The following is a 23,978-nucleotide window of genomic DNA, read 5'->3' on the forward strand; positions in this document are numbered from 1 at the left end:
GCGAGCACGTGCTCGCGGGGCCTTCCCGCATGTCGGGGCCGGCGGGGGATCGGGGGTGCGCGGACAGGTGGGTCCAGGCCGTCGCCCGCACCCCGGACCCGCAGACCGGCCCCGGCGCCGATCCCCACCGCACCCCCGAAGCCACCGCCACCGCCCGCGGCCGGGCCACCGCACTGCTCCTCCACGCACTGCCCGAGGCCCCGACCACCAACGTCGGCGGGTGGTCCCGGTGGCAGACCCTCATTCCGCACGTCGACGCGCTGATGTCCGTGACCACCCCGGACCAGGACGACGAGAGCAGCGCCGTCCTCCTCTACGAGTCGTCCTGCTTCCTGAACGGCCAAGGGCAGCTCAACCGGGCCGCCGTGTACGCCAAGCGCGCGTTGGCCGACAGGGAACGACTGCTGGGCCGCGACCACCCCGACACCCTCGCCACCCGCAACCACCTCGCCTACGTCCACCGGTCGGCGGGGGAGCTGGATCGGGCGGTCGAGCTGTTCGAGCAGACACTGGCCGACCGGGGAGCGGTGCTGGGCGACGACCACCCCGACACCCTCACCACCCGGCACTACCTCGCCTACACCCATCAGCTGGCGGGGGATCTGGACCGGGCAGTGGAACTGTTCGAGCAGACGCTGGCCGACCGGGAGACGGTGCTCGGCGACGACCACCCCGACACCCTGCGCTCGCTGAACCACCTCGGCTACGCCCTGCAGACGGCGGGGGACTACACCCGGGCCATCCCGCTGCACGAGCGGGCGCTGGCCGACCGGGAACGGGTGCTGGGCGGCGACCACCCCGACACGCTCGCCACCCGCAACGACCTCGCGTACGCCTACCGGTCCACAGGCGATCTGGACCGGGTCATCGAGCTGTTCGAGCGGGCGCTGGCCGACCGGGAACGGGTGCTGGGCGGCGACCACCCCGACACGCTCGCCACCCGCAACGACCTCGCGCACGCCTACGAGTCGGCGGGCGACCTGGACCGGGCCGTCCCGCTGTACGAACAGACCCTCGCCGACCGGGTGCGCGTGCTGAGCGGCGACCACCCCGACATCATCGCCTCCCGCAACAACCTCGCGGGCGCGTACCAGATGGCGGGGGACCTGGACCGGGCCGTCCCGCTGTACGAGGAGACCCTCGCGAGCGCCCTCAGGTGCCTGGGCGGCGGCAGCCCGACCACCCGGACCGTCCGCGGCAACCTCGACGACGCCCGGCTCGCCCGCGCCACCGGCTCTTCGGCGGCCCACCGCTACCGGCACCTGGCCTGACCGCCGCAACGGTGCCGGTCAGCGGCGCAGGGCCTCCGCCGGTTCGATGCGGGACGCGCGCCATGCGGGGTAGAGGCCGGCCAGGACCCCGGTGACCAGGCCCAGCAGCGGCGCCGCCGCGACCGTGGCGGGATGGATGACGGGGGTCCAGTCGCGCACGAGGGCCACGGCCACCACGGTCGCGGTGCCCAGCGAGGTGCCCACCAGCCCGCCGAGCGATCCGAGCGCCCCGGATTCCACCAGGAACTGGACGGTGATGTGGCGGCCCCGCGCGCCGAGCGCCCGCCGCAGGCCGATCTCCCCGGTGCGCTCCAGGACCGCGACGAGGGTGGTGTTGGCGATCCCGACGGCCCCGATGACCAGGCAGATCCCGGCCAGGACGAGGAAGAGCTGCTCCAGGTCCGAAGTGACCCCCGACCGAAGGGTCTTGGGGTCCGGCGGCGGTACGGCCCTCAGGTACTCCGGGTGGTCCGGCCGCAGCGCGGTGGGCGCGAGCCGGGCCACCTGCTGGGCGGCGCCCGGCGCCGTCGAGATCAGCATCGTCGTACCGGTCCCCTTGGGCGTGCCCCAGACCTCCTCCGCGGTCGTGCGGGGGACCACGACCGACAGCAGCAGATCGGCCTTGCGCTCCACGTCCTCGATGATGCCGATGACGGTGAACGGCTCGTCGCCGATGAAGACGGCCGGCTGGGTGTCCAGCGTGGTGATCCCGAGCCGGGCCGCGGTGCTCGCGCCGAGGAGGGCCACCCGCTGCCGGGTCCCGGAGTGGTACTCGTCGTACAGGCGGCCCGCGGACATCCTCGGCCCGGCGGCCAGCAGCGCACCCGGTGAGGCGGCGACGACGTCGATCCGCTCCGAGCCCCCGGACCCGCCGACCGGCGCGGCCCGGACACCGGCGGAGCCGTCCAGTTGGACGGTGAAGTAGACGCCGGCGTGGCGGACACCGCCGAGGCGCCCGATCCGGGCGTCGGCGTCCGTCGGGAAGCCGGGTCCGGCGAACTCGTTCTGCGAAGAGGCGATGTCCTCGACGCTCACCTCGGTCGCCGTGAGCAGGTTGAAGCGACCGTCGATCTGGGACGAGGTGGTGACGGTCAGGCCGAGGACCGTGACGAAGGTGCCGACCCCGAGGACGGTGCCGAGGGCGGTCAGCGCGGAGCGGGCCGGACGCTGGAGGACCCCGGCGAGGGACTCGCCGAAGACGTCCCGGGGAGCGAAGCGGGAGGGCTCGACGTGCGGGCGCGCGCCGCCCGCAGGGCGCCCCGCCCTGCGGCGGAGCCGTGCCGGGAGCCGGAACCTCATGCCCGCACCTGCTCCCGCAGGACGCCGTCGCGGATCGCCACGGTGCGGCCGCCGTGGGCGGCGACCTCCTGGTCGTGGGTGATGACCACGACGCTCATTCCCTCACCGTGGAGCTCGTCGAGGAGCGCGAGCACGGTCTCGGCGTTGGCGGAGTCGAGGTTGCCCGTGGGCTCGTCGCACAGCAGCAGCGAGGGCCGGGCCACCAGGGCCCGGGCGATCGCGACCCGCTGCCGCTCGCCGCCGGACAGCCGTCCGGGGACGGAGTCGACACGGTGGGCGAGGCCGACGCGGTCCAGGGCTTCGCGGGCGCGGCCGGGCCGTTCGCGCCGGGGCACGCCGTTGTACAGCATGGCCAGGCTCACGTTCTCCAGGGCCGAGCGGTGGGGCAACAGGTGGAAGGACTGGAACACGAAACCGACGCGGCGGCCGCGCAGCGCGGTCCGGTCGCCGTCGCCGAGGGCGCCGGTGTCGATGCCGTCCAGCAGGTAGCTGCCGCTGGTGGGGGCGTCGAGCAGCCCGACGATGTTCAGGAAGGTCGACTTGCCCGAGCCGGAGGGGCCGACGACGGTCACGAACTCGCCGCGCCGCACGGTGAGATCGCACGGCCGGAAGGCGGCGACGGGCGGCGGACCGGGGTACGTCAGTCCCACCTGGCGGAACTCGATGACGGGCGGCACGGCGGACGCGGTGGTGGGCGCGGTGGTGGGCGTGGCGGTGGGCGTGGAGGTCATGCCGCCACCACCCCCGCCGCCGAAGCCTCGCGGACGGACCCGGCTCCGGCTGCGGCTCCGGCGGCCTTGCCGCCGCTGCCCTTGGCGCCGCCGCTCTTGTCCCCGCCGTCCTTGCCGCCGTCGCCCTTCCCGGTCTTGCCGGCGGCACCCGGGTTGACGCCCGTGACCACGTTGTTCCCCTCCGCGAGCTGCCCGTCGCCGACCGGCTTGACCTCCACGTACCCGTCACCCGTGGTGCCCGGGCGCACTTCGATCCGGCGCTGGGTCCCCGTACCGTCGACGACGGTCACCGTCGTACGGCCGTCCGCGCCGGCCGAGACGGCCGACACCGGGACGACCAGGGCGTCGCCGTCGGTCGCGGCGGCCTCCACGGTCAGCCGTACGTCCTGCCCGACGAGTTTGGCGTCGAGCGTCTGCAGCGGGCGTACGACCAGCGCGTACCCGGTGGCGGCCGAGGGAGCGGGCGCCTGCTGCCCTTGGCCGCCGCCGGTGGCGGTTCCCGTACCGCTCTGCCCGGACGGCTGCTCCGCCTGCGCGGTGTCCGCGACGGACAGCACCTCGGCGGCCGCGGTGACCCCGCTGAGCTCGGAGAGGACCTCGACCTTCTGGCCCGGGCGGACCAGGCCCCGCTGGTGTTCCTGGAGGTGTCCGCGCACGACGAGGGCCCCCGCCGAGAGGGACATCGCGCTGCCGCTGACCGGCGAACCGGGGTGCACGGAGACGGAGTCGGCGCGGCCGGGGAAGGACTCCAGGAACACCACCTCGCCGGCCGGCAGCATGGGCCCGGCGGCCGCCTTCGCGTCGCCGCGCCGCTTCTGCGCCTTGCGCAGGTCCTCCTCGGCGCGGGACACGGCGCGGGCCGCGTCCTGGCCGCCGGAGCCGCCGGAGCCGCCGGAGCCGCCGGAGCCGCCGGACTTGCCGGCCGACGCGCCGGCGGAGGCCTTGCCGTTCGCGGCGCCCCCCTCCGTACCGGTGCCCTCCGTACCGGCGCTCGAGGTGGCCGGGGCGTCGGCCCGGGCCGCGGAGGCGCGCGCGTCCTCCAGGGAGCGCGCGGCGGCGGTGACGGCGTCCTCGGCGGCGGAGACCGCCTCGCCCCGGTCGGCCACGGCCGGCACCGGGTCGTAGCCGATCGAGGTGTAGAAGGCGGTCAGGGCGGTCTTGGTCCCGGCCCCGAAGGTGCCGGCCGGGTCGCCGCCGACGGGGTGGCCGAGACCGGCGAGGGCCTTCTGGAGCTGCTTGACGTCGTCGCCGGTGGCGCCCGGTTTGAGGTCGCGGTAGACCGGCAGGCTGCCGGGGAGGGCGAACACCGGCCGGCCGGAGACCTCCAGCAGGACCTTCCCGGCGTCTATCCGGTCGCCCTGGCGGACGGGGGCCTTGGTGACCACGGGCGCGCTCGCCCCCTCCGCGCCCGCCACCGCCGGGATGACCTGGGTGCTCTGGGCGGCGCTGACCGTGCCGCGGACGATGACGGTGTCGCGCAGGACGCGCTTCTCCACGCGCGCGACGAGTACGTCGAGGGGCGGCGGGGCCGCGTCGGCGGCGGTCTGGGCCGGGGACTTGATGACCAGGGAGGCGGCCACGCCCGCGCCGGCGAGCAGCACGGCCCCGCCGACGACCGCGGCCACCCACTTGCGCCGGCGGCCCAGGCCGCCGGACGCGCCGTCGGCCGCTGCCCCGCCAGGTCCTTCGACGGACCCGTGTGCGGACTCGTGTGCGGACCCGTTTGCGGGCTCGTGGGCGGGCTCGTACGAGGTTTCGTCGGCAGGCTCCCCGGTCCGTCCCGGGCTCCCGGAGCGCGTGGGACCGCCGCTCATCCGGTGACCTTCCCACCCGGCGTGCCGCCGCACTCCTGGAGCGCGGCGGGGTCCTTGGCGGAGCCCTTGAGGTCCATCCCGCCCAGGTCGTGCCGCCCCGTGCGCGGATCGGGATCGGGGAAGTCGGGGAAGCCCTTCGCGCGCATGCACTCAGTGAACTTCCGTGCCTTCGAAAGCTGTTCGGGGCCCGCGGTCGGGACGGCCCGCCGGCTCTCGCAGGCCCGCTCGGCCTTTTGCACCTTGGCCGGGTCGGCCTTGGACTCGTCGACGACCCGCACCCCGGAGCCGGTGTCGCGCATCGGCACGCCCTCGTCCTCCACGCAGCGGAAGCAGTCCGCCTGGCGCGGATCGGCCTCGTCCCTCTCCGCGGGCGAGGACGGAACCGCGCCCGCGGACGAAGTCCCGGTCTCCGTACCGCCGGAGGGTAAGGCGTCACCGCCGGAGCACCCCGCGAGAAGCAGGGTGAGGGACAGCGGCGCGGGAACGACAACCACCGCGCGTGCGCGTCGAAGTGCCATGGCAAACTCCTTAACAATGCCCCGACCGGAATCCGGAACGGAGCCAGGGCAGGGCTTCGACCGTGCCTCGTGGGAACCATAGATCAGCTTCGATCCTCGGCGCCCTGTCCCAAGGGGCAGGTGTGGCAGGTCAGTTGAGATGGTTGATTCCTCAGCAGCCGGGGGGCATGAGTTTCGAGCCGACGTCCTCCGGTCGACAGCAACTCTCTGACGGCCAAGGGAAAGGACTGCTCGATGAGCATCCGCAACTCTCTGCGTACCCTCGCGGCCGCCGGCCTGGTGCTCGCCGCCGTCGGCGTGAGCGCCGGAACGGCCTCGGCGGCGGGCAAGGACGGCTGGCTCACCTCGGGCGAGATCGGCCTGTTCTGCCAGGAAGGCCAGAGCAACTCGGTCTTCGACCCGTACGTCACGGACGAGGACTTCCAGAACGACTGCTTCGTGGGCTCCCGCAGCTGCTCCGGGCACACGACGAACGACTGGACCGAGTCCTACTCGAACCAGGACACCAAGCGCTGGTCCGTGCACACCGACTGGTACGGCTACGGCGCCTACGTCAACGCGGGCGCCAAGGGCAATCTCCCTTCCCCGTACTGGGACCAGCTTTCCTCGGCGTACTGCAACGTCTGATCCGGTCGGGCCCCACACGTGAACATGGCTGCTCCGCCCGTAAGCGCCGGGCGGAGCAGCCATTCACGTATCGTAGACGTTCCCCCAACGGAGTCACCATGTTCTCGCCACGTCCCGTGCCGACCGCAATGACCGTTTCCGCCACGATGCTCGTGCTGCTGCTCTCCGGCTGTTCGGACGCGGGTGACGGCGGGGGCGGAGGCGGAAAGGAGCCGGCCGCGGAGGCCGCCCGGATCCAGTTGGAAAGCAAGGACCTCCTCTACCCGCTCGCCGGCCATCTGTCGACACCCCAGCAGCACGCCGTGCTCGACGTGGCCCAGGACATCCTGATCGACCAGTGCATGAAGCGCTACGGACTCCGGTACGAGCAGCGGCAGAAGGCGGATCCGGCCGCCACGGCGGACGAGTTCCTCCATTTCGGCGTCTCCAGCGAGTCCGACGCCGCGCGGTACGGGCACGCGAACCCGCGGATCGCCAAGGAGAAGCCCCCGCAGCCGCCCATGGGCCCCAATGAGCGGCTGATTCTCGCCGGTCCCGAGGCCGACATGTCCAAGCCCGGGCCGAAGAGCCAGGTGGACGATCCGCTGAAGGCGCCGAGCCAACTGGGCCTGAAGGCAGCGGAACTGAACGGTCCGCGGTGATCGAGCAGAACGCCGAGATGCTGGACCTGGCGAAGAAGCAGCACGAGGAGCGGATGCGGCTGGCCGCCACGCTGACCGGTTCGGGAGCCTGATCGGCGTGGTGCTCGATCGGCTCCGGAGCCGGATCGGCTCCGGAGCCCGAGTGGCTCAGCGGTGTCCGGCGGGACGGGCCCCGATGCGATGGTGAACCGAGAGGATACAGATCTGGAGACGCGAAAGGTCACCCCCATTTGATCCGCATGTTCTCCATGTGGAACTTCACGGTGCGGTGGTGACTTTACAGCTGTTCGGCGATCTCCTGGTTGGACGGACCACAGGCCATCAGGCCGAACAGGAAGGGATCGGGACACGGGGGCGCCCGGCGGAGAATCTGGCATATGTCGAAGAACGTCGTGCACCGTTTATCGGATTCGCCAGTCCACTCCTTCGGAAAGGTCAATGCCGCGGCCCCGGCGGGGAATTCCTCACGTCAGCGGACGCAGCCTGGACGGACCGTGCGCGGAGGCCCGGTCGGACGCGTACGGGGAAGCGGGCGCGAGCGGGGATTCAGCGGAGGCTGCGCTCAGGGCGCTGCCGGCCCGCCACGCCGCCCAATCGAGGTTCCAGTCGCCGAATCCGTTGTCGAAAGGCGTCATCCGCTCCCCACCGCTGTTCACCACCGACACCACGTCCCCCTCCCGGACGGTGTTGAAGAACCAGGCCGCGTCCGCCGTGCTCATGCCCGTGCAGCCGTGGCTGACGTTCTCCTCGCCCTGGGCCTCGACCGACCAGGGCGCGGCGTGCACGTACTCGCCGCTCCACGTCACCCGGGTCGCGTAGAAGACGGGCAGGTCGTAGAACTCGCTCGTGCCGCGCTTGATTCCCACGGTGTCCCCGCGCATCCGGACCTTGTACTCCTTGCCCAGGACGACCTTGACCCCGCTGCGCGTCAGGAACCCGGCCTTCCCGGTGGTCACCGGGATCGTCCGCAGGACCGTGCCGTTGCGCCGTACGGTCATCTCGTGCGCGGCGGCGTCGGTGACCGCCTCGATCCGCTCCCCGATGGTGAACCGCAGGGGCTCCGAGGCCCCGCCGAACTCCCGGTCCGCGACTTCGACCCCGTCGAGACCGCTGAGCACGCTCACCACGGTGTGGGCGGGCCAGTACGAGCGGGGCCGGTAGTGCAGCGTCGAGTCGTCGACCCAGTGCCAGGCCCCCTCGACCGCGGGCTCCGAGGTGACCTGCAGCGCCCGCTCCAGCCGGGCCCGCGCGGCCGGATCCGCGGCGGGGACCGGGTGACTGAGGGAGGCCGTCACGATCTGCCCCGCGCCGTAGACGCCGGGCTTCGGCCCGAACTCGACGGTGAGCCTGCCGTCCTCGGTCGCCGGCGCGGTCCGGAACGCCATGGTCACACCGACCGGGGTGCCCGCCGCGTCCTGGGCGCCGACCCGGACCGTGTAGGTCTCTCCGGCCCGCAACGGCTCGGTGTTCGCCCAGCGGTGGCCCCGGGCCCCGAGGGCGCCGCCCACGTACCGCCCGTGGCCGTCGTGGACGGTCACGTACGTGAGCAGGCCCGGCCCGGCGAGGGTGATCTCGAGGGGGCTGGCGGCATCGGTGGGCAGCACGACCGTGGGCGCCGCCGCACGGGCGGCGCCGCCGGAAGAGGGGTCGCGCACCACGGAGCCCGCCCCGCGCGCGGTGGCCCGCACCAGGCGCTGTTCCAGCCCGCCGCACAGTTCGGCCCGCAAGGCCTCCACCGCGCACCGCCGACCGCCCTTGTCCAGGACCCGGCCGACCAGCAGCTCCACGGAGGCCGCCGCGCCGCCTCCGCTCCTCTGCTCGTCATCGGGCTGGGGCGCCGCGGCGACGACGAGCAGCGCCCCGGCCAACGCCCCGGCCACGCTCCACGTCCTGCCCTGTCGCCTCAGTCGTACGCGGTGTGTCGACGGCATCATCGTCACGCAGCCCTCCCAGATCGCCTTCGGCCGGATGGCAGCATCAAAACGATTTCCGGGCATCCTGATGATCATGAACTCGGCCCGTGGGGCCGAACGGGCACCGAAGAGAACTCGTACGGAGCAAACGAGCGACCGGATCGTCAGGGCGAGGACCGGACCGCCACCGGGGCGAAGGACAGGGAGTGGCGGACGGTTTCGGGGCCGCGGACGCGGGTGCCGAAGACCACCAGTTCGCAGGCGCCCGTCGCGCGGCAGTCGACGGCCCGGCCGTCGATGGAGGTGAAGGCCGACGACAGGGCGACCTCCTCGTCGACCCGCCCGTCGTCGGTGGTCGCCGGCGGCCTGCTGCGGGGGCGGCAGCCGAGGGTGTCGGAGGAGCCGGCGGCGCACTGCATGACCAGGGAGTGGTACCGGGGCTCGTACCCCTTGCCCGTCGCGCGCACCGTCTGTCCGTCAACCAGTTCCTCGGCCGGGTGCACGCGCAGGGTGGGCGGCGCCTCCGGGCCGCCGTGCGGGCGGAAGCGCAGCGGGACGGAGGCGAGCACGGCCCCGTCGTTGTCCGTCAGGGCCAGGGTGCAGGAACCGCCGGCGGATGCCGTGCGGCAGTCGAAGTCCCCCGCGGGCGCACCGAGTCGTGCGTAGAGCTTCTTCGGCGAGGGCCGGTAGGTGCCGTCCGGAAGGACGCGGAACTGGCGGCCCGTGGCATCGTCGCAGGTGGCCGCCGAGGCCGAGGGGCCGCACTGCTTGACCCACACGTACGCCTTGGGCGGGCCGCCCGCGATCGTGAACGTGACGATGTCCCCGTCCAGCAGCCCCGCGGTCCGCTCGACCTCCAGGCGCGCCGGGCCGGTGGAGCTGGTGGAGGCGGTGGAGGCGGCGTCCGGTGCTCGTTCCACCGATTTCGGCCGGAACCGGCCCCCACCGGGGGTGGTGGCCGACGCGGGCCCGATGCCCTCCGGCGCGCTCCAGTCGTCCGCGCCCGCCTTCCGCACGGTGTGGCAGAGGGAACCGCCGGAGGTGAACCACACCTCCAGATCGCCCGCCGCGTTCTCGGCCGCGCTGACGGGTCCGCTCCCCGGGCTCGCGGCCGTGTCGCCCACCCGCCGCCACGGCCCGTACGGACCGTCCGGCGCGACCTGCTCCCGGTGCCATGCGAAGCCCGGGTGCGCCGGGCCCGCGGCGGCGGAGAAGAGCCGCACCTGGCTGATCCGGCCGTCGCGGCGGTCCACCGAGACCAGGCTTCCCGGTACGGCCGCGCCGGCCGGGCCCCGAGCGCCGGGATCGGCGGCGCCGGGATCAACGGTGCCGGGATCGGCGGCGCACGCGACGGAGCCGGGACCGGCCGCCCGGGCCGCCCCGGGACCCGCCGCGATCCCCGCGCAGGCCAGCGCCAGCGCGAGCGCACCGCGCACCAGCACCCCGGACCGGCCGCCCCGCGGCCCCTTGCGCCCTGATTCCATCGGCCCCCGCCTTCCCCCGGCCGGCCCGCCCGGCCGGGGGAGCATCCTCAACGGCGCGGGCCGTCCCTCGCCAGCCCGCCTTTTTGGCCAGCCGGCCGTGCGGGAGGAGAGGCCGGGCCGATCAGGCGGAGTCCGCCGATCCCCCGGCGAGGGAGATCTCCCTGTCCACCGCGGGGACCTCCGCGTGCCGGCCCATCAGGACCAGCCGCTCCCGGTAGTGGACCAGCGCGTCGACGAGCAGGTCGGTCCGTTCGGGTTCCAGCGCGCACATGCGCCGGGCCGCCGCAACGGACTCGGCGTGCAGGGCCAGAGCCGTCCGCGGGTCCCCGGAGAATTCCTGGCGGCTGTACTCCCGCAGCGCCACGGCGAGGCGGGGCAGATAGGCGAGCGGACTCACGTCGACCAGCACGCGGTAGGCCGCGACTTCCTCCTTGGCGAGCAGCTCCCACGATGCGAGGAGAGCCACCCGGGCTCGCAGCACGGCGTTGTGATTGATGTGCGAAGAGGAGTTCATGACGGAGATTCTGAGATCTGGACAGGGCCCCGAACAAGAGAAATCGGATGTGCCGTCAGTCCTACGAAAACACCGTCTGACCTGTCATGATGGAACCGTCATCACCCCTGCGCCGGTGAATACGGGCCCTCGGTCGGTGGTGTCAGACCGTGAATTCCGCCGGACAGTCAAGACCGCCGGACAGCGAAGACACCCAAGACAGCCAAAACCGTCAGACCGCGAATGCCGTCGTGATCACCAGCGGCGGGTTCGCCCGCTCCGCCGACCACGTGCGACTGGCGGCGAATTCCGCGTCGACCACACCGAACGCCTCCTCCACCGTCGGCCGGTGCTGAACGACGTTCCGGAATCCGGCACGCTCCAGCAGGGGCGGACAGGCGTCCACGGGCCACGCGTGGTTGGCCATCTCCTGCCAGGTTCCGTCCGAACGCCGGAGCCGTACGGCCAGCGCGTCGCCCGGGCCGTACTCCCAGCCCGGCTCGCCGATGCGCAGTGAGGCGTACTCCGTGCCGCTGCACGCGGGATCGGTGGCCAGCAGCACGAGCGGGGCTCCGGGCCGCAGGAGCCGATGGATCTCCCGGAACACCGAGAGCACCGCCGCCTCGGTCGGCAGGGACGCCAGTACGTGATTGCACATCACCGCGTCGGCGCCGCCGTCCGGGAGGCAGACAGTGCGGTCGCCGTCGACCAAGTGGAATTCGGCCACGGCCGTTCCGGAGCCGCGGGCCAGCGCCAGCATCTCGGGCGAGGTGTCCACGCCCAGTACCCGCGCTCCGAGCAGCCGGGCCGCGTGGTCGGCCACCTTGCCCGGCCCGCAGCCGTAGTCCACCAGGACGTGCCCGCTGTCGATCTTCCGGGCCAGGGCCCGGAAGACGAACGGGTACCCGAGCAGCCAGTCCGTGGCCGCCTCCACGGCGGCGAAGGCCTGCGCGCCATCCCGCCCGGACCACGCGACGTGCTCCCGCGCACCCGCGGCGTCCCCGCCGCCCGCACCGGCTTGCCCGGTTCCTTCTGGCCAGTCGTTCACGCTCCCCACTATCGGGCCAGGACGGCCCGGACGGCGCGCTACGACACGGAGGCGATGTACGGTGCCCGGTGCGACCGGCCGGGGGACCCGGCGGCCGTGAACAGGACCGGCACGATACGAGGCAAGAGGTGTGGGCGATGACCGACGCGGCAGTGGTGATCCGCGCGTTGCGGGAACTGGCGCGGGAGCGGCCGGACGAGGTCGAGCTGCTCGACGGGTTCACGGACGCCGAACTGGACTCCTGGCCGGTGGAGGTGCCGGACGGGCCGCGGGCCGTGCTGCGGGAGATCGGCGGGGTGGAAACGGAGGACGAGCAGTACGCGTTCGGACCGCGCGGCCGGCAGGTCTTCGCGGACGGCTACTGGACGCTCGGCGACCTCGACTTCGGTGAGGGCTCGCTGGTCGTCGGCGTCGGGACGGGGGACTGGGGGCCGGTCGTGTCCCTGTATCCCCACCGGCAGGACGACCGGGAAGTCACCGTCGAGGCACCGGAGTTCCTCGACTGGCTGGCCGCCCTCGCGGTCCGTCTCGCCGACGGCTCGCAGCCCCCCGCGGCGCGGGTCTTCGTCGACGCCGTCCCGAGCGTCGGCGTGGCCGAGGGCGGGGACGCGGAGCTCGCCGCACTCGTCGGGCGGGGGGATCCGCTCACCGATGTGGTCGACCTGCGCGAACTGCCCGACTACCCGTGCGGCGTGGCCTGGGAGCCGTACTTCTCCACCTCCTGGGGCACGGCCGACACCGGCAGCAGCGACGTCCTGATCAGCCTGGCCGGAGGCGGCCGGGCGCTGCTCCTGCGGTCCGTCGTCAGCGGGGACTTCCTCGGCCGCCCGGTGCGCCGCCCCGCCCTGCCCGCGGACGCCGCACACCGCGCGGTGGCCGAACTGCGCGAACTGGCCGACCGCCACCCGGAGTTCGTCGTGCTCGACGCCGGTTGCACGGAATCCGCCCTGGACGCCTGGCCCGTCACGGTCCCCGAGGACATCCGGGTGCTGCTCCGGGAGATCGGCGGGGTCACCGTCACGGGGCTGCCCCCGCTGCGCCTGCTGCCCGGCGCTCCCGAACTCGCCGTGGACCCCGAGCTCCACCGGATCCTGGGCGGGGACGGCACGTACTGGCCGCTCGCCGAGATCCGCCACGGGCGCGGGCGTGCGCTCGCGCAGGTCCGCATCGACCCGGCGACGGGCCGGTGGGGGTACGTGGTCTCCGTCCCCGCCGAACCGGCGGAGCTCCGGGAGTGGCCCGAACTCAAACTGGTCGCCGAGTCGCTGCCGGCCCTGCTGCTCGCCTTCGCGCGGCGGGCCCGGCAGGAGGCCGCGACCGCGGCATCCGCCGCCGCGACCGGCCCGGCCGCCGTCCTGCGGGTCTCCGGCGGCGGGGGATGGCTGTTCCCGAACACCGGCGAGCCGTGGCCGCGGCCGGCGCCCGCCGTCGCATGGGCTTCCTCGGCCGATCCGCTGCTGGCGGCCGCGGCCGCCGATCTCCCCGACGGCGCGCACGCGGCCGACCTGCGGGAGGTGCCGATCCCGAGCGACCTGTGTTTCCACCGCGTGCGCGAGTGGCCGCACACGGCCCGGCTGGACCGGCTGTACTTCCCGGCGGGCGGCCGGCTGGCCGCGGCGGTGCCGCTGACCGGGTGGGCCGCGCGGCGGCAGGCCCGCGCGGCACCCGTACGGCCCGGGGCCGTTACCGGTCCGGCGCCCGTTCGGCCGTCTCGGCGAGGCGCTTGACGGCCGCGAGGCGCCGGTCCCAGTCGGCGGCGAGCGTGGCCATCCACCGCGCCGTCGCGTCCAGGGCCGCGGGCCGCACCGTGTACCGGACCTCGCGCCCGACCCGGTTGCCGGAAACGAGTCCGGCGGCGTCCAGGACGGTGAGGTGCTTGACCACCGCTTGCCGGGAGACGGGGAGGTCCTCGGCGAGCGTCGTCGCCGTCACCTCGCCCCGGGCGGCGAGCAGGTCGAGCAGCTTGCGCCGCGTCGGGTCGGCCAGCGCGGAGAGGACGTTGTCCACCTCCGCGCCGGTGCCGGGCCGTTCCCCCGTCACGCGGGCGGCTGTTCGGCGCGCTTCGCGAAGGCGGCGAGCACCTGCGGCCAGCCGCCGGTGTTGTCCTTCAGCGCCTTGCCGCGCAGCTCCTCGGAGCCGGCCAGCGCCGCGAACCCGCTCTCGACGACGCGCAGCCGCGTCTTGTCGCCCTCCCTGCTCAGGCTGAACTCCACCAGGGTGCTGTTGTCCTCGCGCAGCTCCTGTCCGGGGAACGCGCTGGCCCACCGGTAGGCGAGGTACGTCGGCGGGTCGACCTTCTCCACGCGCACCGGGAAGTCGCCGTACTCGGCGTTGCGCGCCACGAGTGACTCGCCTTCCTTGGCCACGGTGCCCGCCACGCTTCCTTCGTCGGCGACCCAGAAACCGGGCTCGGCCACCAGGGACCAGACCCGCTCCAGGGACGCTTCGATCAGTGTTTCGCGCTCGATCCGATCCGTGCTCATCAGGTGACTCCTTCGTCGCCGCGATTGGATGCAACTCCAGAGTTGCACGTCATTCGAGCTCGCGCAACCTGTGGGTTGCGCGAGCTCGGCGGCGTGGCGGTCGCGCGCCCGGGTCCGGCGTCAGCGGTCAGCCGCGGGTCCAGCGGAAGTCGACCTCCGGGTAGCGCGGGGAAGGGCTGTTGAGCAGGGGAGAGGGCCGGCCCTTCAGGAACCGGTCGAAGCACAGGCGGGTGTAGGTCCGGATCAGCTCGGTCGAGCGGGCCGGAGCCAGGGTGCCGAGCAGTTCGGCGTACAGGTCGGCCGGCCAGGCCTCCGCCAGGCCGCCCGGAACGGCGAAGTGCGGCAGATCGGTGAAGGTCAGGTGCCCGGTGCCGCCCGCCCTCAACTGGCGGCCCCAGCCGCGCTGGTGCTCGCGCCAGCGCCGCCAGGTGTCGTGGTCCTCCAGTGCGGTGAGCAGCAGGTACGGCCGGTCCAGCCCGAGATCGGCCACGGGGGAGCCGAACAGGGCTCCGTCGAGGTTGACTCCGACGGCGAACCGCTCGTCCACCCGCAGGAGTTCGGCGGCGGCGGCCCCGCCCATGGAGTGACCGGCGACCCCGATCCGGCGGGGGTCCGCGCGGGGCCCGTGGCGCCGGCGGGTCAGGGTCGTGGCGACGAACCGGAGGTCGCCGACCCGGGCGGCTATCTCGAGCCGTTCCTGGCGGTCCCAGTCGTCGGACTCCTCGGGCAGCACGCTGTGGACGGCCCGCCCGCCGGGGAACTCCACCACCGCCGCGTCGTAGGTGTGGTCGAGGGCCGCGACCAGGTAGCCGTACGAGGCGAGTTCCTCGGCCAGGGCGGTGCAGTTGCTCCGCCCGCCCTTGCGTCCGTGCCCGAGGAGCACCAGCGGCAGCGCCCCCGGCACGGCCGGAGCGCCGGTCCGGGCGTGCGGGCGTACGGCCGCCAGGGTGCCCGGCCTCAGCGGCAGGCCGGCCTCCAGCGAGGCGGCCACCGCGCCCGTGGTGTACGGGGCCCGGCGGTGGCCGGCGGTGGTGAGCGCCGGGTACCAGAGCTGCACCATCAGCTCGCGCGGCCTGCGGTCCGGCGCGAGCGGATCGTCGCGGTCGCGGTCGACCAGGTGCAGGTCGACGGTGCCCACCGGCTGCCGGGAAGTGGGGGCGGGGAGGTCGATGACCCGCCCGGCGGTCTGGGCGGCCCGCGCGGGTGCGGAGGGCAGGGCGATCGCCCCGGCGCCGATGCCGGCGATGACCAGGAGGGACCTGCGCGTGACCATCGAAACCCCAAGAGGACTGCGTGCGGCGGAAGATGACGGGGGCTCACCCTAGAAGGTCTGGACCATTCTGCCTAGACCGTCCGGCCCGCGGGCGGCGCGGCCGGATCCTGGGCGAGCAGGGACAGGTCCGAGGCCAAGGCGTCCAGCCAGGCCATCGCGGCGAAGTACACGGGGGGTGCGGCGGCGGGTTCGGTCCGGTGGCTGGCCGAAGCTGAGTACCCCCTGGGCGAAGGCGAGGTCCCGCCGGCTGACGGCCGGCTTCTGCGGTATGTCCAGCACCTTCGTGGCCCGGGGAATGTCCTGGGCATCGAGTGCGATGCGGTGGATGTCCCAGTGGGAGGCATCGGAACCGCCCTCGCCGTACACGTTGCCGTCGGAACCGGCGACCCTCCGCGCCCCGACCGCCGGCAGCACGGTCCCGCGCGCCCCGCCGCCGCCCCGCTCCGCCCGGCCCCTGGTCGTACCCGACACGCCCACCGCGTGATCGTTGTCGGTGCCGGAGCTGACACCCTCCACGCCCGTGAAGAGGCTCGTGCCCTTCACGCCCGGGCCCATGACGTTCGCGACTCCCCGAACGCCCGGGCCGCCGCCGGTGTTCACTCCGTAGACGCCCGCCTCGTTGTCGTCGGCGAAGCCGTGGGTCTCGCCGTAGACGCCCGTTCCGTTGTTGTCGTGCTTCCCGAAGACCGCCGGCTCGCTCTGGACCTGGGAGTCGCCTACGACCTGTCCCACCTGGAACGTCCTTCCTGTTGCGCCCGCCCTGGAATCGGCACCCCCTCGACTCTGCGGCTTTCGACCGCCTCCGACGCCCGCGCGCCACGGCCCGGAAGGCAAAGGTCCCGCCGGAGTTCACCCGGTCAGGCTTGCGCGGCCCTCGCGCACCGGCCCCGGCCGGGCCTCAGTGCCCGGTCGCGGGGGGCGGGCACCCCGGCAGTTCCGGGCGGTCCTTCGTGCGGACGGCGGGGAGCCAGGCCGTGGGGGGTGTGGAGCCGGTCGGGAGGCGGACGTGGAACCAGCGGGTGGACTGCAGGTCCGCCTCGTCGATGATCGGCCGCCCGTCGGGCAGCTGGCAGTCGGCGGCGAGGACGTCACCGTGCCACACCCGGGTCGGTACGACGTTGTCCGCGGCGTACGGCCGCATCGGGTCGATCGCCAGGCCCAGACTGCACTGCGGGTCCCGGTCGGCCCGCTCCTGGCAGCCCTTCTCCGCGTTGAACACCCGGATCGTGCCGGCCGCCGCACCCTCACGGCCGTCCAGTACGGATGAGCTCGCCCGTGCCGCGTCCGACCACAACACCGTACCGGCGACCCCGCAGAGCGCGGTGGTGAGGACCGCGGCGCGGGCCCGGCCCCACAGCCGTCCCGCGCCCCTCCCGCGCGCCCCCTGTTCGGCGACGATGCGGGCGAGGAGGCTCTCGGCGGTGTGCGGGGCGCGCGCCGCGTGGGTCGGGGCGAGGCAGTCGGCGGCCAGTGCACGCCAGAACGGCGGCACGGCCTGGTCCATGCGCAGCGGCGCACGCCCTTCGCCGTACTCCTGGACGGCGGCGCCCCGCGCCATGGGGGTGGCGCCGGAGAACGGGGAGGCGCCGGAGCCGAACACCTCGTGGATGACGATGCCCAGGGCCCAGATGTCGGCGCTCGGCCTGACCTTCACCCCCAGTTCCCCCAGGGGTGCCCGCCAGCGCTCGGGCGGCAGGTAGTCCAGGGTGCCCATGGGCGGCGCGTACCCGTACGTCCCCGTCATCTGGGTGGCGAGGCCGAAGTCCGAGAGCTTCACGGAGCGGCCGGCGTCCAGCAGGACGTTCTCCGGCTTGAGATCGGCGTGGACCCAGCCCGAGCGGTGGAGATGGGCGAGTCCCTCGCAGATCCCCGCGATCAGCCGGGCGCGGTCGGCCTCGGGCACCCCCGCGTCGAGGAGGTCCCGCAGGCTGCCCGCGGCCCGCTCCATGACCAGCACGATCGCGCCGTCCAGGGCGGGGCGGTCCGGTGCCTCCAGGACGAAGGAGTCCAGGAGGCGGATCAGCCGCGCGTGCCCGGCCCTGCGCCCCAGTTCGACTTCCCGGCGGGCGGACTCCACGATCCTGCGCGTCTGGCGTGGCGCATACCCGGCGGTCGGCATGATTTTGAGCGCGATGTCGGCGGGCGCCGCTGGCCCGGGGGCCGCTTGCCCGGGGGCCGCTTGCCCGGGGGCCGCTTGCCCGGGGGCCGCTTGCGCAGTTGCCGCGTGCGCAGTTGCCTCCGACGCGTGCGCGGGGGCCCGGCCGCTCCTGTCCGGGTACCGGTCGGCCGGCCGGGCGGCGTAGACCGTGGACCAGCCTCCGGCCCCGATCAGGTCGGTGATCGTCCAGCCCTGCACCCGGAATCCGGGCGGGAGCACGTCCGTGCCGTCGCGTTCCGTGAGGTCGCGCAGGGCGTGCGGCGTCGTCATCGCGCGGTCTGCCGCTCCCGCCCGCCGGCCCCCGTCAGGGGCGGCAGCAGCGTCAGGTGGTCCTCCCGTACGAGCCCGAACCGCAGCGCGAGTCCGACGATCTCCTCCCGCTTGCCGTTGCGGCGCTCGCCCTTGCCGGGTTCGCGCGGGTCCGGGCCGCCGATGCGCAGCTTCTCCTCGGCGAGGTAGTCGATGTGCGAGCTGACCGCACGCGCGGTCAGCGTGCCGCAGGCGACGTGGCCCTTGAGCCGTTCGACGAGCTGCGGGGTCGTGGGGACCGCGACGCGGGACTGGTCGCGCAGGCGCGGTTCGCAGAGCGCGACGAGGACGAGGAAGTAGGTCGCCGTCTCGTCCAGGGAGTACGCGGTGACCGTGAGGCGGCCCCAGGGGGCGCCCATGGCTTCCGGGTCCAGATAGATGTGGTCGGGCGCGAACACCTGGAAGGAGACGGGGACGTCGCTGCGGGTGGGCAGCACCACGCGCGAGAACTCGAAGGGGACGGGCGCCCCGACCCGTCGTGGCGGAACCCTCAGGTACTCCCCGGCGCCCTCCGGGTTCTCCACCAGGTAGCTGTGGGTGGTGCTGTGGTTCGTCAGCTGCCAGTGGTCATCGGTCACGCGGATCTCCCCGGCGAGCCGGGAGATCGCCGCGTCGGCGAGGCGGAGCTCGACGGGGACCGTCGCGGAGCCGCGTCCGAAGCGGGCGGCCTCGCCCGGTCCGAGCCGCAACGTGACGGCGTCACCGTACGGTTCGCCGCCTTCGGCGCCACTACACCCCTGCGGCAGATGGACGACTACGCCGCTCACCGCTCCCCCCGTTCCACGCGTCGTGCCGGACCGACGAGTGGAACAATACTCATCTCTCAAGGGAGTTCATCGGCGCACTTCAGCCACTTCGGCCGGGACCGCCCGCCGGGCCGGACAGCCCGCCCCAGCTGCCCCGGGAGGCCCCCGAAGTCCCTTGCCGAGAAGGTCGCCGGCCCTCTCCGCGAGGGCGGCTCGCGCTGTGTCCCGGGTCACCTCGACTCTGTGGCGGCGGTGGTGGTTTGGGGTTGTTTTCGACTCTCTGCCGAGCGGATCGGCGGAAGTTGTCGTGCCGCGCCGCGGGTGGACGGCGTACCGGCGCCGCGGCTCCCCGCGCGGGATCGGCCCCCGCGCCCCGGTCGCGGACGCCCCGCTGCGCACCGGCGGAGGTGGGGAACGTCACCGTGTCCGGGGGATCACGGAGCCGTCGGACCGCCCGTTTCCCTCTTTCAGGTGGCGGGATCCGCACTCCGGGCTCAGCCCGGCCGTCCAGTGGGACGGCCCGATACGACGGGTGCGACCGCGCGGTCGCCGAAGGCGGTCCACGGCCGCCACCCGCCGCTCGGCCGGTCCTGGACCCGGGTGCGCACCCGGCCCTCGGTGGTGACGGCGAAGACGTGCGTGCGCCCGGTGGCGTCGAGCGCGGCCGAGGGCGTGGCGGCGAGCCTGATGCCGGGCTCGCCGAACTCCCGTGCGGAATCCCAGCTTCCGCCCGGGGTGGTCTGCCAGCGGTGGCTGAGCCGGGCGCCACCGGGCGTCAGCGAGAACGCCTCGAGGCGGCCGTCCGCGTTGGCGGCGAACGCGGGGGCGGCGGCGCTCCAGTCGAACATCGGCAGCCACTCGTCCCAGCCCCCGCTGGGCACGGACTGCCGCCGGCGGAAGGTTCCCATGCCCGAGGGTCCGATCGCGGCAACGGTGAGCCGGCCGCTGCCGTCCCCGGCCACCCGCGGTGCGGCGCCGGCCGCGGTGCCGAAGCGGTGCCAGGCGGAGGTCCAGGCACCGCCCGGGGTCTCCTGCCACCGGTGGTCGATCGCGGCGCCGCCGGGCGCGAGGACGAACACCTCGAGGCGGCCGTCGGCGTTCGCCGCGACCACCGGCGGCGCGCCCGCGGCCCCGCCGAAGCCGGTCTCCCACGGGTCCCAGGCCAGGGATCCGGGTGCCGCTTGGCGTCGCCGGGCGACGGAGGCGCCGCCGGGGCTCAGCGCGAACACCTCCAGCCGGCCGTCGGCGTCGCGGGCGACGGCGGGTGCGGCGCCGGCCGGGCCGCCGAACTCCTCCCAGTCGTACCAGCCGCCGTCCGGCCGCTGCACCCGGTGGTGCAGGTTGGCGCCCTCCGGGGCGAGCGAGAAGACCTCCAGCCCGCCGAGGGCGTTGCGGCCGAGCGTGGGAACGGCGCCGGCCGGCCCTCCGAACGTCTCCCACGGCGACCAGGTGTCGGTGTCCGGGTCGAGCTGGACGCGCCGCAGCATCGAGCGGTCGGAGGCGTCGAGCGCGAACACCGTGAGGCGGCCGACGACGTCGAGGGAGGCCACCGGGTTCTCCGCGCTCTGCCACGGCGGCGGTGTGTCCCGCCACTCGAGGGGCGCCACGTGCAGCCCGCCCCGGAACCAGCCCGCGGCGCTCGCGTACCAGGCGTCCCCGTCGGAGACCACTTCCACGGCGTGACCGGCCACGTGGCCCGCGTAGCCGACGAGGTCGAAGCGGAACGGGTCCCGGGACGCCAGCACGTCCGTGCCCTCGTAGCCGCCCCGCGGTCCGATGAACAGGTAGTACCAGCCGTCGCGCTCCACGACGTACGGCGACTCGGTGACCGAGACGGTCGTCTCCGTGGTCGTGTCGGTGAACACGACGGCCGGCTCGCTCCAGTGCACCAGATCGACGGACCGACGGCAGGCCACGACGTGGTGGCCGCCCGGACCGGAGAGTTCCGTGTAGTACATGACCCACTCGCCGCCGACCCGCAGCACCATCGGGTCACGCGCCACGAACCCGCGGAAGAGCGGCCCGGAGGGCTCGCGCGTCCAGGTGAACAGGTCGGTCGAGGTGGCGAGACTGATCGCGGCGCCGCTCTCGCCGCCGGCGGCGTAGAACATCCAGAACCTGCCGCCGGCGGCTACGACGTGGGGCGCCCACAGGTGCTCCTCGCCGAAGTGGGACGGATCGACGGTGAGCGCGTCGGCGTGGGTGGTCCACGGCCCGTTCGGGCTCGGCGCGGAGGCATGGGCGAAGGAGGTCTCCCCCGTGCTGTCCGGGGATTCGCCGCGCGGCGCGCTGCGCCCGACGATGCTGAACAGGTGCCAGCGGTCCCGGGCCTTGATCAGCGTGTGGTCGTTGAGATAGCGCGGACCCTCCGAGGTGGAGGGGTCGTAGACGTACGTGAAGGGTCCCGCGCCGACCCACCGAGGGGGCGGCACGGTGTCGGCGGCCCGGGCCGCGGCCGGGCCGGCACCCAGGAGCGGGAGCGCGCCCGCCCCGGCGGCGCCCCGCAACAGGTTCCGTCTGCTGATCGGAAGCATGGGTCTCTCCAGGGATGCCTCGTGGTCGGCCGGGCCTCTGCGGGCTCGGCCGACCACGGGTCGGGTGGGGGCGGTCGCAGGAGGGTCAGTCGAGGCCGGGGCCGGCGGTGTTGTTGAGCCAGATCCAGTCGGACCAGCTGGAGAAGCCGGTCTGCCATCGGTGGTAGGTCCCCGCGCGGCTGGTCCCGAAGACCTCGATCCGTCCGTCGGCGTTCACGGCCGCCGTGACTTCGGTGCCGCCGCCCCCGAAGACGGACCAGTCTTCGTAGGGCGCGTTGACGGCGGTCTGCCAGGTGTGCATGGCCGTACTGCCGTTCATGGCGAAGACCTCGATCCGCCCGTCCGCCGTGCGCGTGCTGGTGAGCTGCGAGTCGACGGGCCCCCCGGTCGGCTCCCATTCCGACCAAGCGGTGGGACTCGACTGGTACTTGTGGAACACCCCGCGCGGACCGGAGGCGAAGACCTCCAGGCGGCCGTCGGCGTTGTGGTCGACGGTGAGGTCGTGGCCGCCGCCTCCGAAGGCGTCCCAGTTCGACCAGCCGCCGTTGGGGGCCGTCTGGTACTTGTGCTGGAAGGTGTCGCCGGACAGGGCGAACACCTCGAGCCGGCCGTCGGGCGACTTCTCCATCTCCACCCGGCCGTTGGCGGGGCCTCCGCCGGTGGACTCCCAGTCCGACCAGCCGCCGTTGGGGGCGACCTGGTACCGGTGGAAGAGGCCGGACGGGTTGGAGGCGAAGACCTCCATGCGGCCGTCGGCGTTCACCCCGGCCGCCGTGTCGTGCCCGCCGCCGCCGAAGGTCTCCCAGTTCGACCAGCCGCCGGAGGGAGAGAGCTGCCAGCGGTGCTGGAAGGTGTTGCCGGACAGGGCGAACATTTCCAGGCGGCCGTCGGCATTGGGTGCGATCGCCAGTTCGGCGTTGCCCGGCCCGCCCAGCTGCTCCCAGGCCGACCAGTTGCCGTTCGCTTCCTGCTGCCAGGCGTGCTGCACGCCGTCGGCGCCGGCGGCGAACACCTCGAGGCGTCCGTCCGCCGACCGCGCCGACACCACCCGGCCCGACTCCGCCGGATACTCCAGCGGCTTGGGACGCGGACCGCTGCCGGGGGTGCAGGGCAGCACGATGCCGCGCTCCGCGAGGTAGGCCTCGGGGTCGATGCCGTAGGAGGCGGACTGGTCCCCCCAGATCCGCAGATGGAGGTGGGGGCCGTCGACGTTGGTGCCCTCGGCGCCCACCAGGGCGATCTGCTGGCCGGCCACGACGTGGTCGCCCTCGAAGACGTCGCGCCTGGACATGTGCCCGTACTCGGAGATCCTCCCGTCGGGGTGCAGGATGCGGATCCACTGGCCGTAGTCCCCGATGTATCCGGAGATGGTCACCACTCCGTCACCCACGGCGTAGATCGGTGTCCCGAGGCCGGCCGCGATGTCGACGCCGTTGTGGCCGCTGTGGTAGTGCTGGGACACGGGTCCGGTGGTGGGACAGGCCGCGGTGAGATCGGCGGTCCGGGCCTCGGCCGGCCCCGAGGCTGCCAGCGCCGACAGCGCCGACAGGAGGACGGCCGTCGCCGCGAGTACGCGGCTCAACGGGCCGTTCACGCCTTGCGCAGCCGGTCGATGATGCCGTTGATGTCGCGGTCCAGCATGTCGTGGCGGATGAAGTGCCCGCCGGGCAGCTCGTACCACTCGTGCGGGATCCCCGCATTGCCGAGGACGGCGCGGAACTCGCGCTGTGTGGCTAGCACTTGGCGCTCGTTGATGGAGTCGAACCAGTCGAGCGGCTGGGGGCTGGTGCCCGCGACGAGGAAGACCCGCTTGTTGCGGTAGCTCTCGATCCGCTGCACCGGGTTGTCCGCGGTCACCCGGGCCTCGTCCCAGAACGGCGCCCCGTAGATGGTCCCGCCGTTCAGGTCCAGGGCCGCGGAGGAGGCGTTGGCCCAGTGGGCCACGAGGCCGTTGTCCCTGCGCAGGCTCGCCGGGCCGGAGTGGGCGCTCACCGAGGCGAAGTGGCCCCAGTACTTGGCGGCGTACTTCAGCGCGCCGAAGCCGCCCATCGAGAAACCGGACACGGCACGGCCGTCGTACTCCGCGAACGTGCGGAAGTTCGCGTCGATCCACGGGATCAGCTGGTGGATGTGGAAATCCTCCCAGTTGCGCGGACCGACGTTGGAGCTCACGGGGTTGGAGTACCAGCCCGCGTGGCCGCCGTCCGGCATCACGGCGATGATCGGCTTGCCCGCGGTCCAGTCCTTGATCCGCTCGCGGTCGAACGTGATGAAGTCCTGCCCCGTACCGCCGCCGTGGAGGAGGTAGACCACGGGGTAGGTGCGTCCGCTCCAGTGGTAGTCGTCGGGGAGGAGCACGTTGACGGCGGGGTTCCAGCCGATCGCGTTCGTCTGGAACCGGTAGTACCGCATGCGGGGGTCGTCCTCCCAGCGCTCGACGATGCGCAGGCCGTGGCCGTCACCGACGGCGGAGGCGGTCGACGCGCCGGCGAGGACTCCCGCACCTCCCATGGCCATGGCGGCGGAGATGCCTCCGGCCGTTTTGAGGATGCTCCTGCGGGTGGGGTTCTGCGCGCTCAATGTGTCCTCCTGGTCGGGAGCCTGACGATGCGTCCGGGCGCAGCGGAATCCCCCGT

General features: G+C 73.7%; 21 protein-coding genes. 4 read left to right on the forward strand and 17 right to left on the reverse strand.

The features are described 5' to 3' along the window. Positions 1-29: 29 nt before the first annotated feature. Positions 30-1,271 (forward strand): tetratricopeptide repeat-containing protein, encoded by a 1,242-nt coding sequence (locus DRB96_RS27805; protein ID WP_162689099.1) that lies wholly within the window; start codon positions 30-32, stop codon positions 1,269-1,271. 18 nt (positions 1,272-1,289) lie between these two features. Here the strand turns inward: DRB96_RS27805 and DRB96_RS27810 are convergent, their stop codons facing one another. Genes DRB96_RS27810 through DRB96_RS27825 form a run of 4 tightly spaced genes read right to left on the reverse strand, consistent with a single transcriptional unit; the run spans position 1,290 to position 5,633 of the window. Further along, positions 1,290-2,570: an ABC transporter permease gene (locus DRB96_RS27810; protein WP_112450939.1), complete on the reverse strand. Its 1,281-nt coding sequence runs from the start codon at positions 2,568-2,570 to the stop codon at positions 1,290-1,292. Next, entirely contained in the window at positions 2,567-3,301 is a 735-nt protein-coding gene (locus DRB96_RS27815) for an ABC transporter ATP-binding protein (RefSeq protein ID WP_112450940.1), read from the reverse strand. Before DRB96_RS27815 ends, DRB96_RS27810 begins: the two co-directional genes overlap by 4 nt. Further along, positions 3,298-5,115 carry a peptidoglycan-binding domain-containing protein gene (locus DRB96_RS27820; protein ID WP_112450941.1) on the reverse strand — a complete coding sequence of 606 codons (1,818 nt, stop codon included), beginning with the start codon at positions 5,113-5,115 and terminating at the stop codon, positions 3,298-3,300. Before DRB96_RS27820 ends, DRB96_RS27815 begins: the two co-directional genes overlap by 4 nt. Continuing rightward, complete coding sequence (locus DRB96_RS27825; RefSeq protein ID WP_162688674.1) at positions 5,112-5,633, reverse strand: hypothetical protein; 522 nt, start codon at positions 5,631-5,633, stop codon at positions 5,112-5,114. Before DRB96_RS27825 ends, DRB96_RS27820 begins: the two co-directional genes overlap by 4 nt. A gap of 234 nt (positions 5,634-5,867) precedes the next feature. Between DRB96_RS27825 and DRB96_RS27830 the strand changes: the two genes are divergently transcribed. Both DRB96_RS27830 and DRB96_RS27835 read left to right on the forward strand, forming a co-directional pair. Continuing rightward, entirely contained in the window at positions 5,868-6,260 is a 393-nt protein-coding gene (locus tag DRB96_RS27830; protein WP_112450943.1) for a hypothetical protein, read from the forward strand. Between the two features lie 128 nt (positions 6,261-6,388). After that, positions 6,389-6,901: a hypothetical protein gene (locus DRB96_RS27835; protein WP_112450944.1), complete on the forward strand. Its 513-nt coding sequence runs from the start codon at positions 6,389-6,391 to the stop codon at positions 6,899-6,901. A 464-nt stretch (positions 6,902-7,365) separates the two neighbouring features. On the opposite strand, the gene DRB96_RS27840 is transcribed toward DRB96_RS27835, so the two are convergent. From DRB96_RS27840 to DRB96_RS27855, 4 genes are all read right to left on the reverse strand, one after another. Further along, positions 7,366-8,781 (reverse strand): Ig-like domain-containing protein, encoded by a 1,416-nt coding sequence (locus DRB96_RS27840; protein ID WP_239516272.1) that lies wholly within the window; start codon positions 8,779-8,781, stop codon positions 7,366-7,368. Between the two features lie 197 nt (positions 8,782-8,978). Next, complete coding sequence (locus tag DRB96_RS27845) at positions 8,979-10,298, reverse strand: neocarzinostatin apoprotein domain-containing protein (RefSeq protein WP_112450945.1); 1,320 nt, start codon at positions 10,296-10,298, stop codon at positions 8,979-8,981. 121 nt (positions 10,299-10,419) lie between these two features. Further along, positions 10,420-10,812: a hypothetical protein gene (locus DRB96_RS27850; protein ID WP_112450946.1), complete on the reverse strand. Its 393-nt coding sequence runs from the start codon at positions 10,810-10,812 to the stop codon at positions 10,420-10,422. A 211-nt stretch (positions 10,813-11,023) separates the two neighbouring features. Then, the gene (locus DRB96_RS27855; protein WP_162688675.1) at positions 11,024-11,839 is read right to left on the reverse strand and encodes a class I SAM-dependent methyltransferase; all 816 of its coding nucleotides are present in this window, start codon (positions 11,837-11,839) and stop codon (positions 11,024-11,026) included. A gap of 137 nt (positions 11,840-11,976) precedes the next feature. On the opposite strand from DRB96_RS27855, the gene DRB96_RS27860 reads away from it, so the two are divergent. Continuing rightward, the gene (locus DRB96_RS27860) at positions 11,977-13,566 is read left to right on the forward strand and encodes a hypothetical protein (protein ID WP_112450948.1); all 1,590 of its coding nucleotides are present in this window, start codon (positions 11,977-11,979) and stop codon (positions 13,564-13,566) included. Here the strand turns inward: DRB96_RS27860 and DRB96_RS27865 are convergent. From DRB96_RS27865 to DRB96_RS27905, 9 genes are all read right to left on the reverse strand, one after another. Continuing rightward, positions 13,523-13,879 carry a metalloregulator ArsR/SmtB family transcription factor gene (locus DRB96_RS27865; protein ID WP_112450949.1) on the reverse strand — a complete coding sequence of 119 codons (357 nt, stop codon included), beginning with the start codon at positions 13,877-13,879 and terminating at the stop codon, positions 13,523-13,525. The genes DRB96_RS27860 and DRB96_RS27865 overlap by 44 nt on opposite strands. Beyond that, complete coding sequence (locus DRB96_RS27870) at positions 13,876-14,322, reverse strand: SRPBCC domain-containing protein (RefSeq protein WP_112450950.1); 447 nt, start codon at positions 14,320-14,322, stop codon at positions 13,876-13,878. The genes DRB96_RS27865 and DRB96_RS27870 overlap by 4 nt, the downstream gene beginning before the upstream one ends. Positions 14,323-14,449: 127 nt before the next feature. After that, positions 14,450-15,595, reverse strand: a complete 1,146-nt coding sequence (locus DRB96_RS27875) for an alpha/beta hydrolase (protein WP_112450951.1) — start codon at positions 15,593-15,595, stop codon at positions 14,450-14,452. 48 nt (positions 15,596-15,643) lie between these two features. After that, positions 15,644-16,327, reverse strand: coding sequence for a hypothetical protein (locus DRB96_RS27880; protein WP_112450952.1), 684 nt, complete (start codon positions 16,325-16,327; stop codon positions 15,644-15,646). 166 nt (positions 16,328-16,493) lie between these two features. Continuing rightward, complete coding sequence (locus DRB96_RS27885) at positions 16,494-18,023, reverse strand: serine/threonine-protein kinase (RefSeq protein WP_112450953.1); 1,530 nt, start codon at positions 18,021-18,023, stop codon at positions 16,494-16,496. Continuing rightward, the gene (locus DRB96_RS27890) at positions 18,020-18,829 is read right to left on the reverse strand and encodes a serine/threonine protein kinase (RefSeq protein WP_112450954.1); all 810 of its coding nucleotides are present in this window, start codon (positions 18,827-18,829) and stop codon (positions 18,020-18,022) included. The genes DRB96_RS27885 and DRB96_RS27890 overlap by 4 nt, the downstream gene beginning before the upstream one ends. A gap of 473 nt (positions 18,830-19,302) precedes the next feature. Beyond that, on the reverse strand, positions 19,303-21,342 hold the full coding sequence (locus DRB96_RS27895) for a family 43 glycosylhydrolase (protein ID WP_112450955.1): 2,040 nt from the start codon (positions 21,340-21,342) through the stop codon (positions 19,303-19,305). Positions 21,343-21,427: 85 nt separating this feature from the next. Next, positions 21,428-22,924 carry a peptidoglycan DD-metalloendopeptidase family protein gene (locus DRB96_RS27900; protein ID WP_239516366.1) on the reverse strand — a complete coding sequence of 499 codons (1,497 nt, stop codon included), beginning with the start codon at positions 22,922-22,924 and terminating at the stop codon, positions 21,428-21,430. 8 nt (positions 22,925-22,932) lie between these two features. Beyond that, positions 22,933-23,922 carry an alpha/beta hydrolase family protein gene (locus DRB96_RS27905; RefSeq protein WP_204357832.1) on the reverse strand — a complete coding sequence of 330 codons (990 nt, stop codon included), beginning with the start codon at positions 23,920-23,922 and terminating at the stop codon, positions 22,933-22,935. Positions 23,923-23,978 lie beyond the last annotated feature (56 nt).

It is taken from the genome of Streptomyces sp. ICC1 (genome assembly GCF_003287935.1).
Classification (GTDB): domain Bacteria; phylum Actinomycetota; class Actinomycetes; order Streptomycetales; family Streptomycetaceae; genus Streptomyces; species Streptomyces tritrimontium.

Bases quoted from the DNA above. Each gene is read 5' to 3' on its own strand.
- DRB96_RS27835 (WP_112450944.1), top strand. From the start codon at position 6,389: ATGACCGTTTCCGCCACGATGCTCGTGCTGCTGCTCTCCGGCTGTTCG.
- DRB96_RS27870 (WP_112450950.1), bottom strand. From the start codon at position 14,322: ATGAGCACGGATCGGATCGAGCGCGAAACACTGATCGAAGCGTCCCTG.
- DRB96_RS27805 (WP_162689099.1), top strand. From the start codon at position 30: ATGTCGGGGCCGGCGGGGGATCGGGGGTGCGCGGACAGGTGGGTCCAG.
- DRB96_RS27810 (WP_112450939.1), bottom strand. From the start codon at position 2,570: ATGAGGTTCCGGCTCCCGGCACGGCTCCGCCGCAGGGCGGGGCGCCCT.
- DRB96_RS27845 (WP_112450945.1), bottom strand. From the start codon at position 10,298: ATGGAATCAGGGCGCAAGGGGCCGCGGGGCGGCCGGTCCGGGGTGCTG.
- DRB96_RS27820 (WP_112450941.1), bottom strand. From the start codon at position 5,115: ATGAGCGGCGGTCCCACGCGCTCCGGGAGCCCGGGACGGACCGGGGAG.
- DRB96_RS27860 (WP_112450948.1), top strand. From the start codon at position 11,977: ATGACCGACGCGGCAGTGGTGATCCGCGCGTTGCGGGAACTGGCGCGG.
- DRB96_RS27895 (WP_112450955.1), bottom strand. From the start codon at position 21,342: ATGCTTCCGATCAGCAGACGGAACCTGTTGCGGGGCGCCGCCGGGGCG.
- DRB96_RS27815 (WP_112450940.1), bottom strand. From the start codon at position 3,301: ATGACCTCCACGCCCACCGCCACGCCCACCACCGCGCCCACCACCGCG.
- DRB96_RS27885 (WP_112450953.1), bottom strand. From the start codon at position 18,023: ATGACGACGCCGCACGCCCTGCGCGACCTCACGGAACGCGACGGCACG.
- DRB96_RS27875 (WP_112450951.1), bottom strand. From the start codon at position 15,595: ATGGTCACGCGCAGGTCCCTCCTGGTCATCGCCGGCATCGGCGCCGGG.
- DRB96_RS27825 (WP_162688674.1), bottom strand. From the start codon at position 5,633: ATGGCACTTCGACGCGCACGCGCGGTGGTTGTCGTTCCCGCGCCGCTG.
- DRB96_RS27830 (WP_112450943.1), top strand. From the start codon at position 5,868: ATGAGCATCCGCAACTCTCTGCGTACCCTCGCGGCCGCCGGCCTGGTG.
- DRB96_RS27850 (WP_112450946.1), bottom strand. From the start codon at position 10,812: ATGAACTCCTCTTCGCACATCAATCACAACGCCGTGCTGCGAGCCCGG.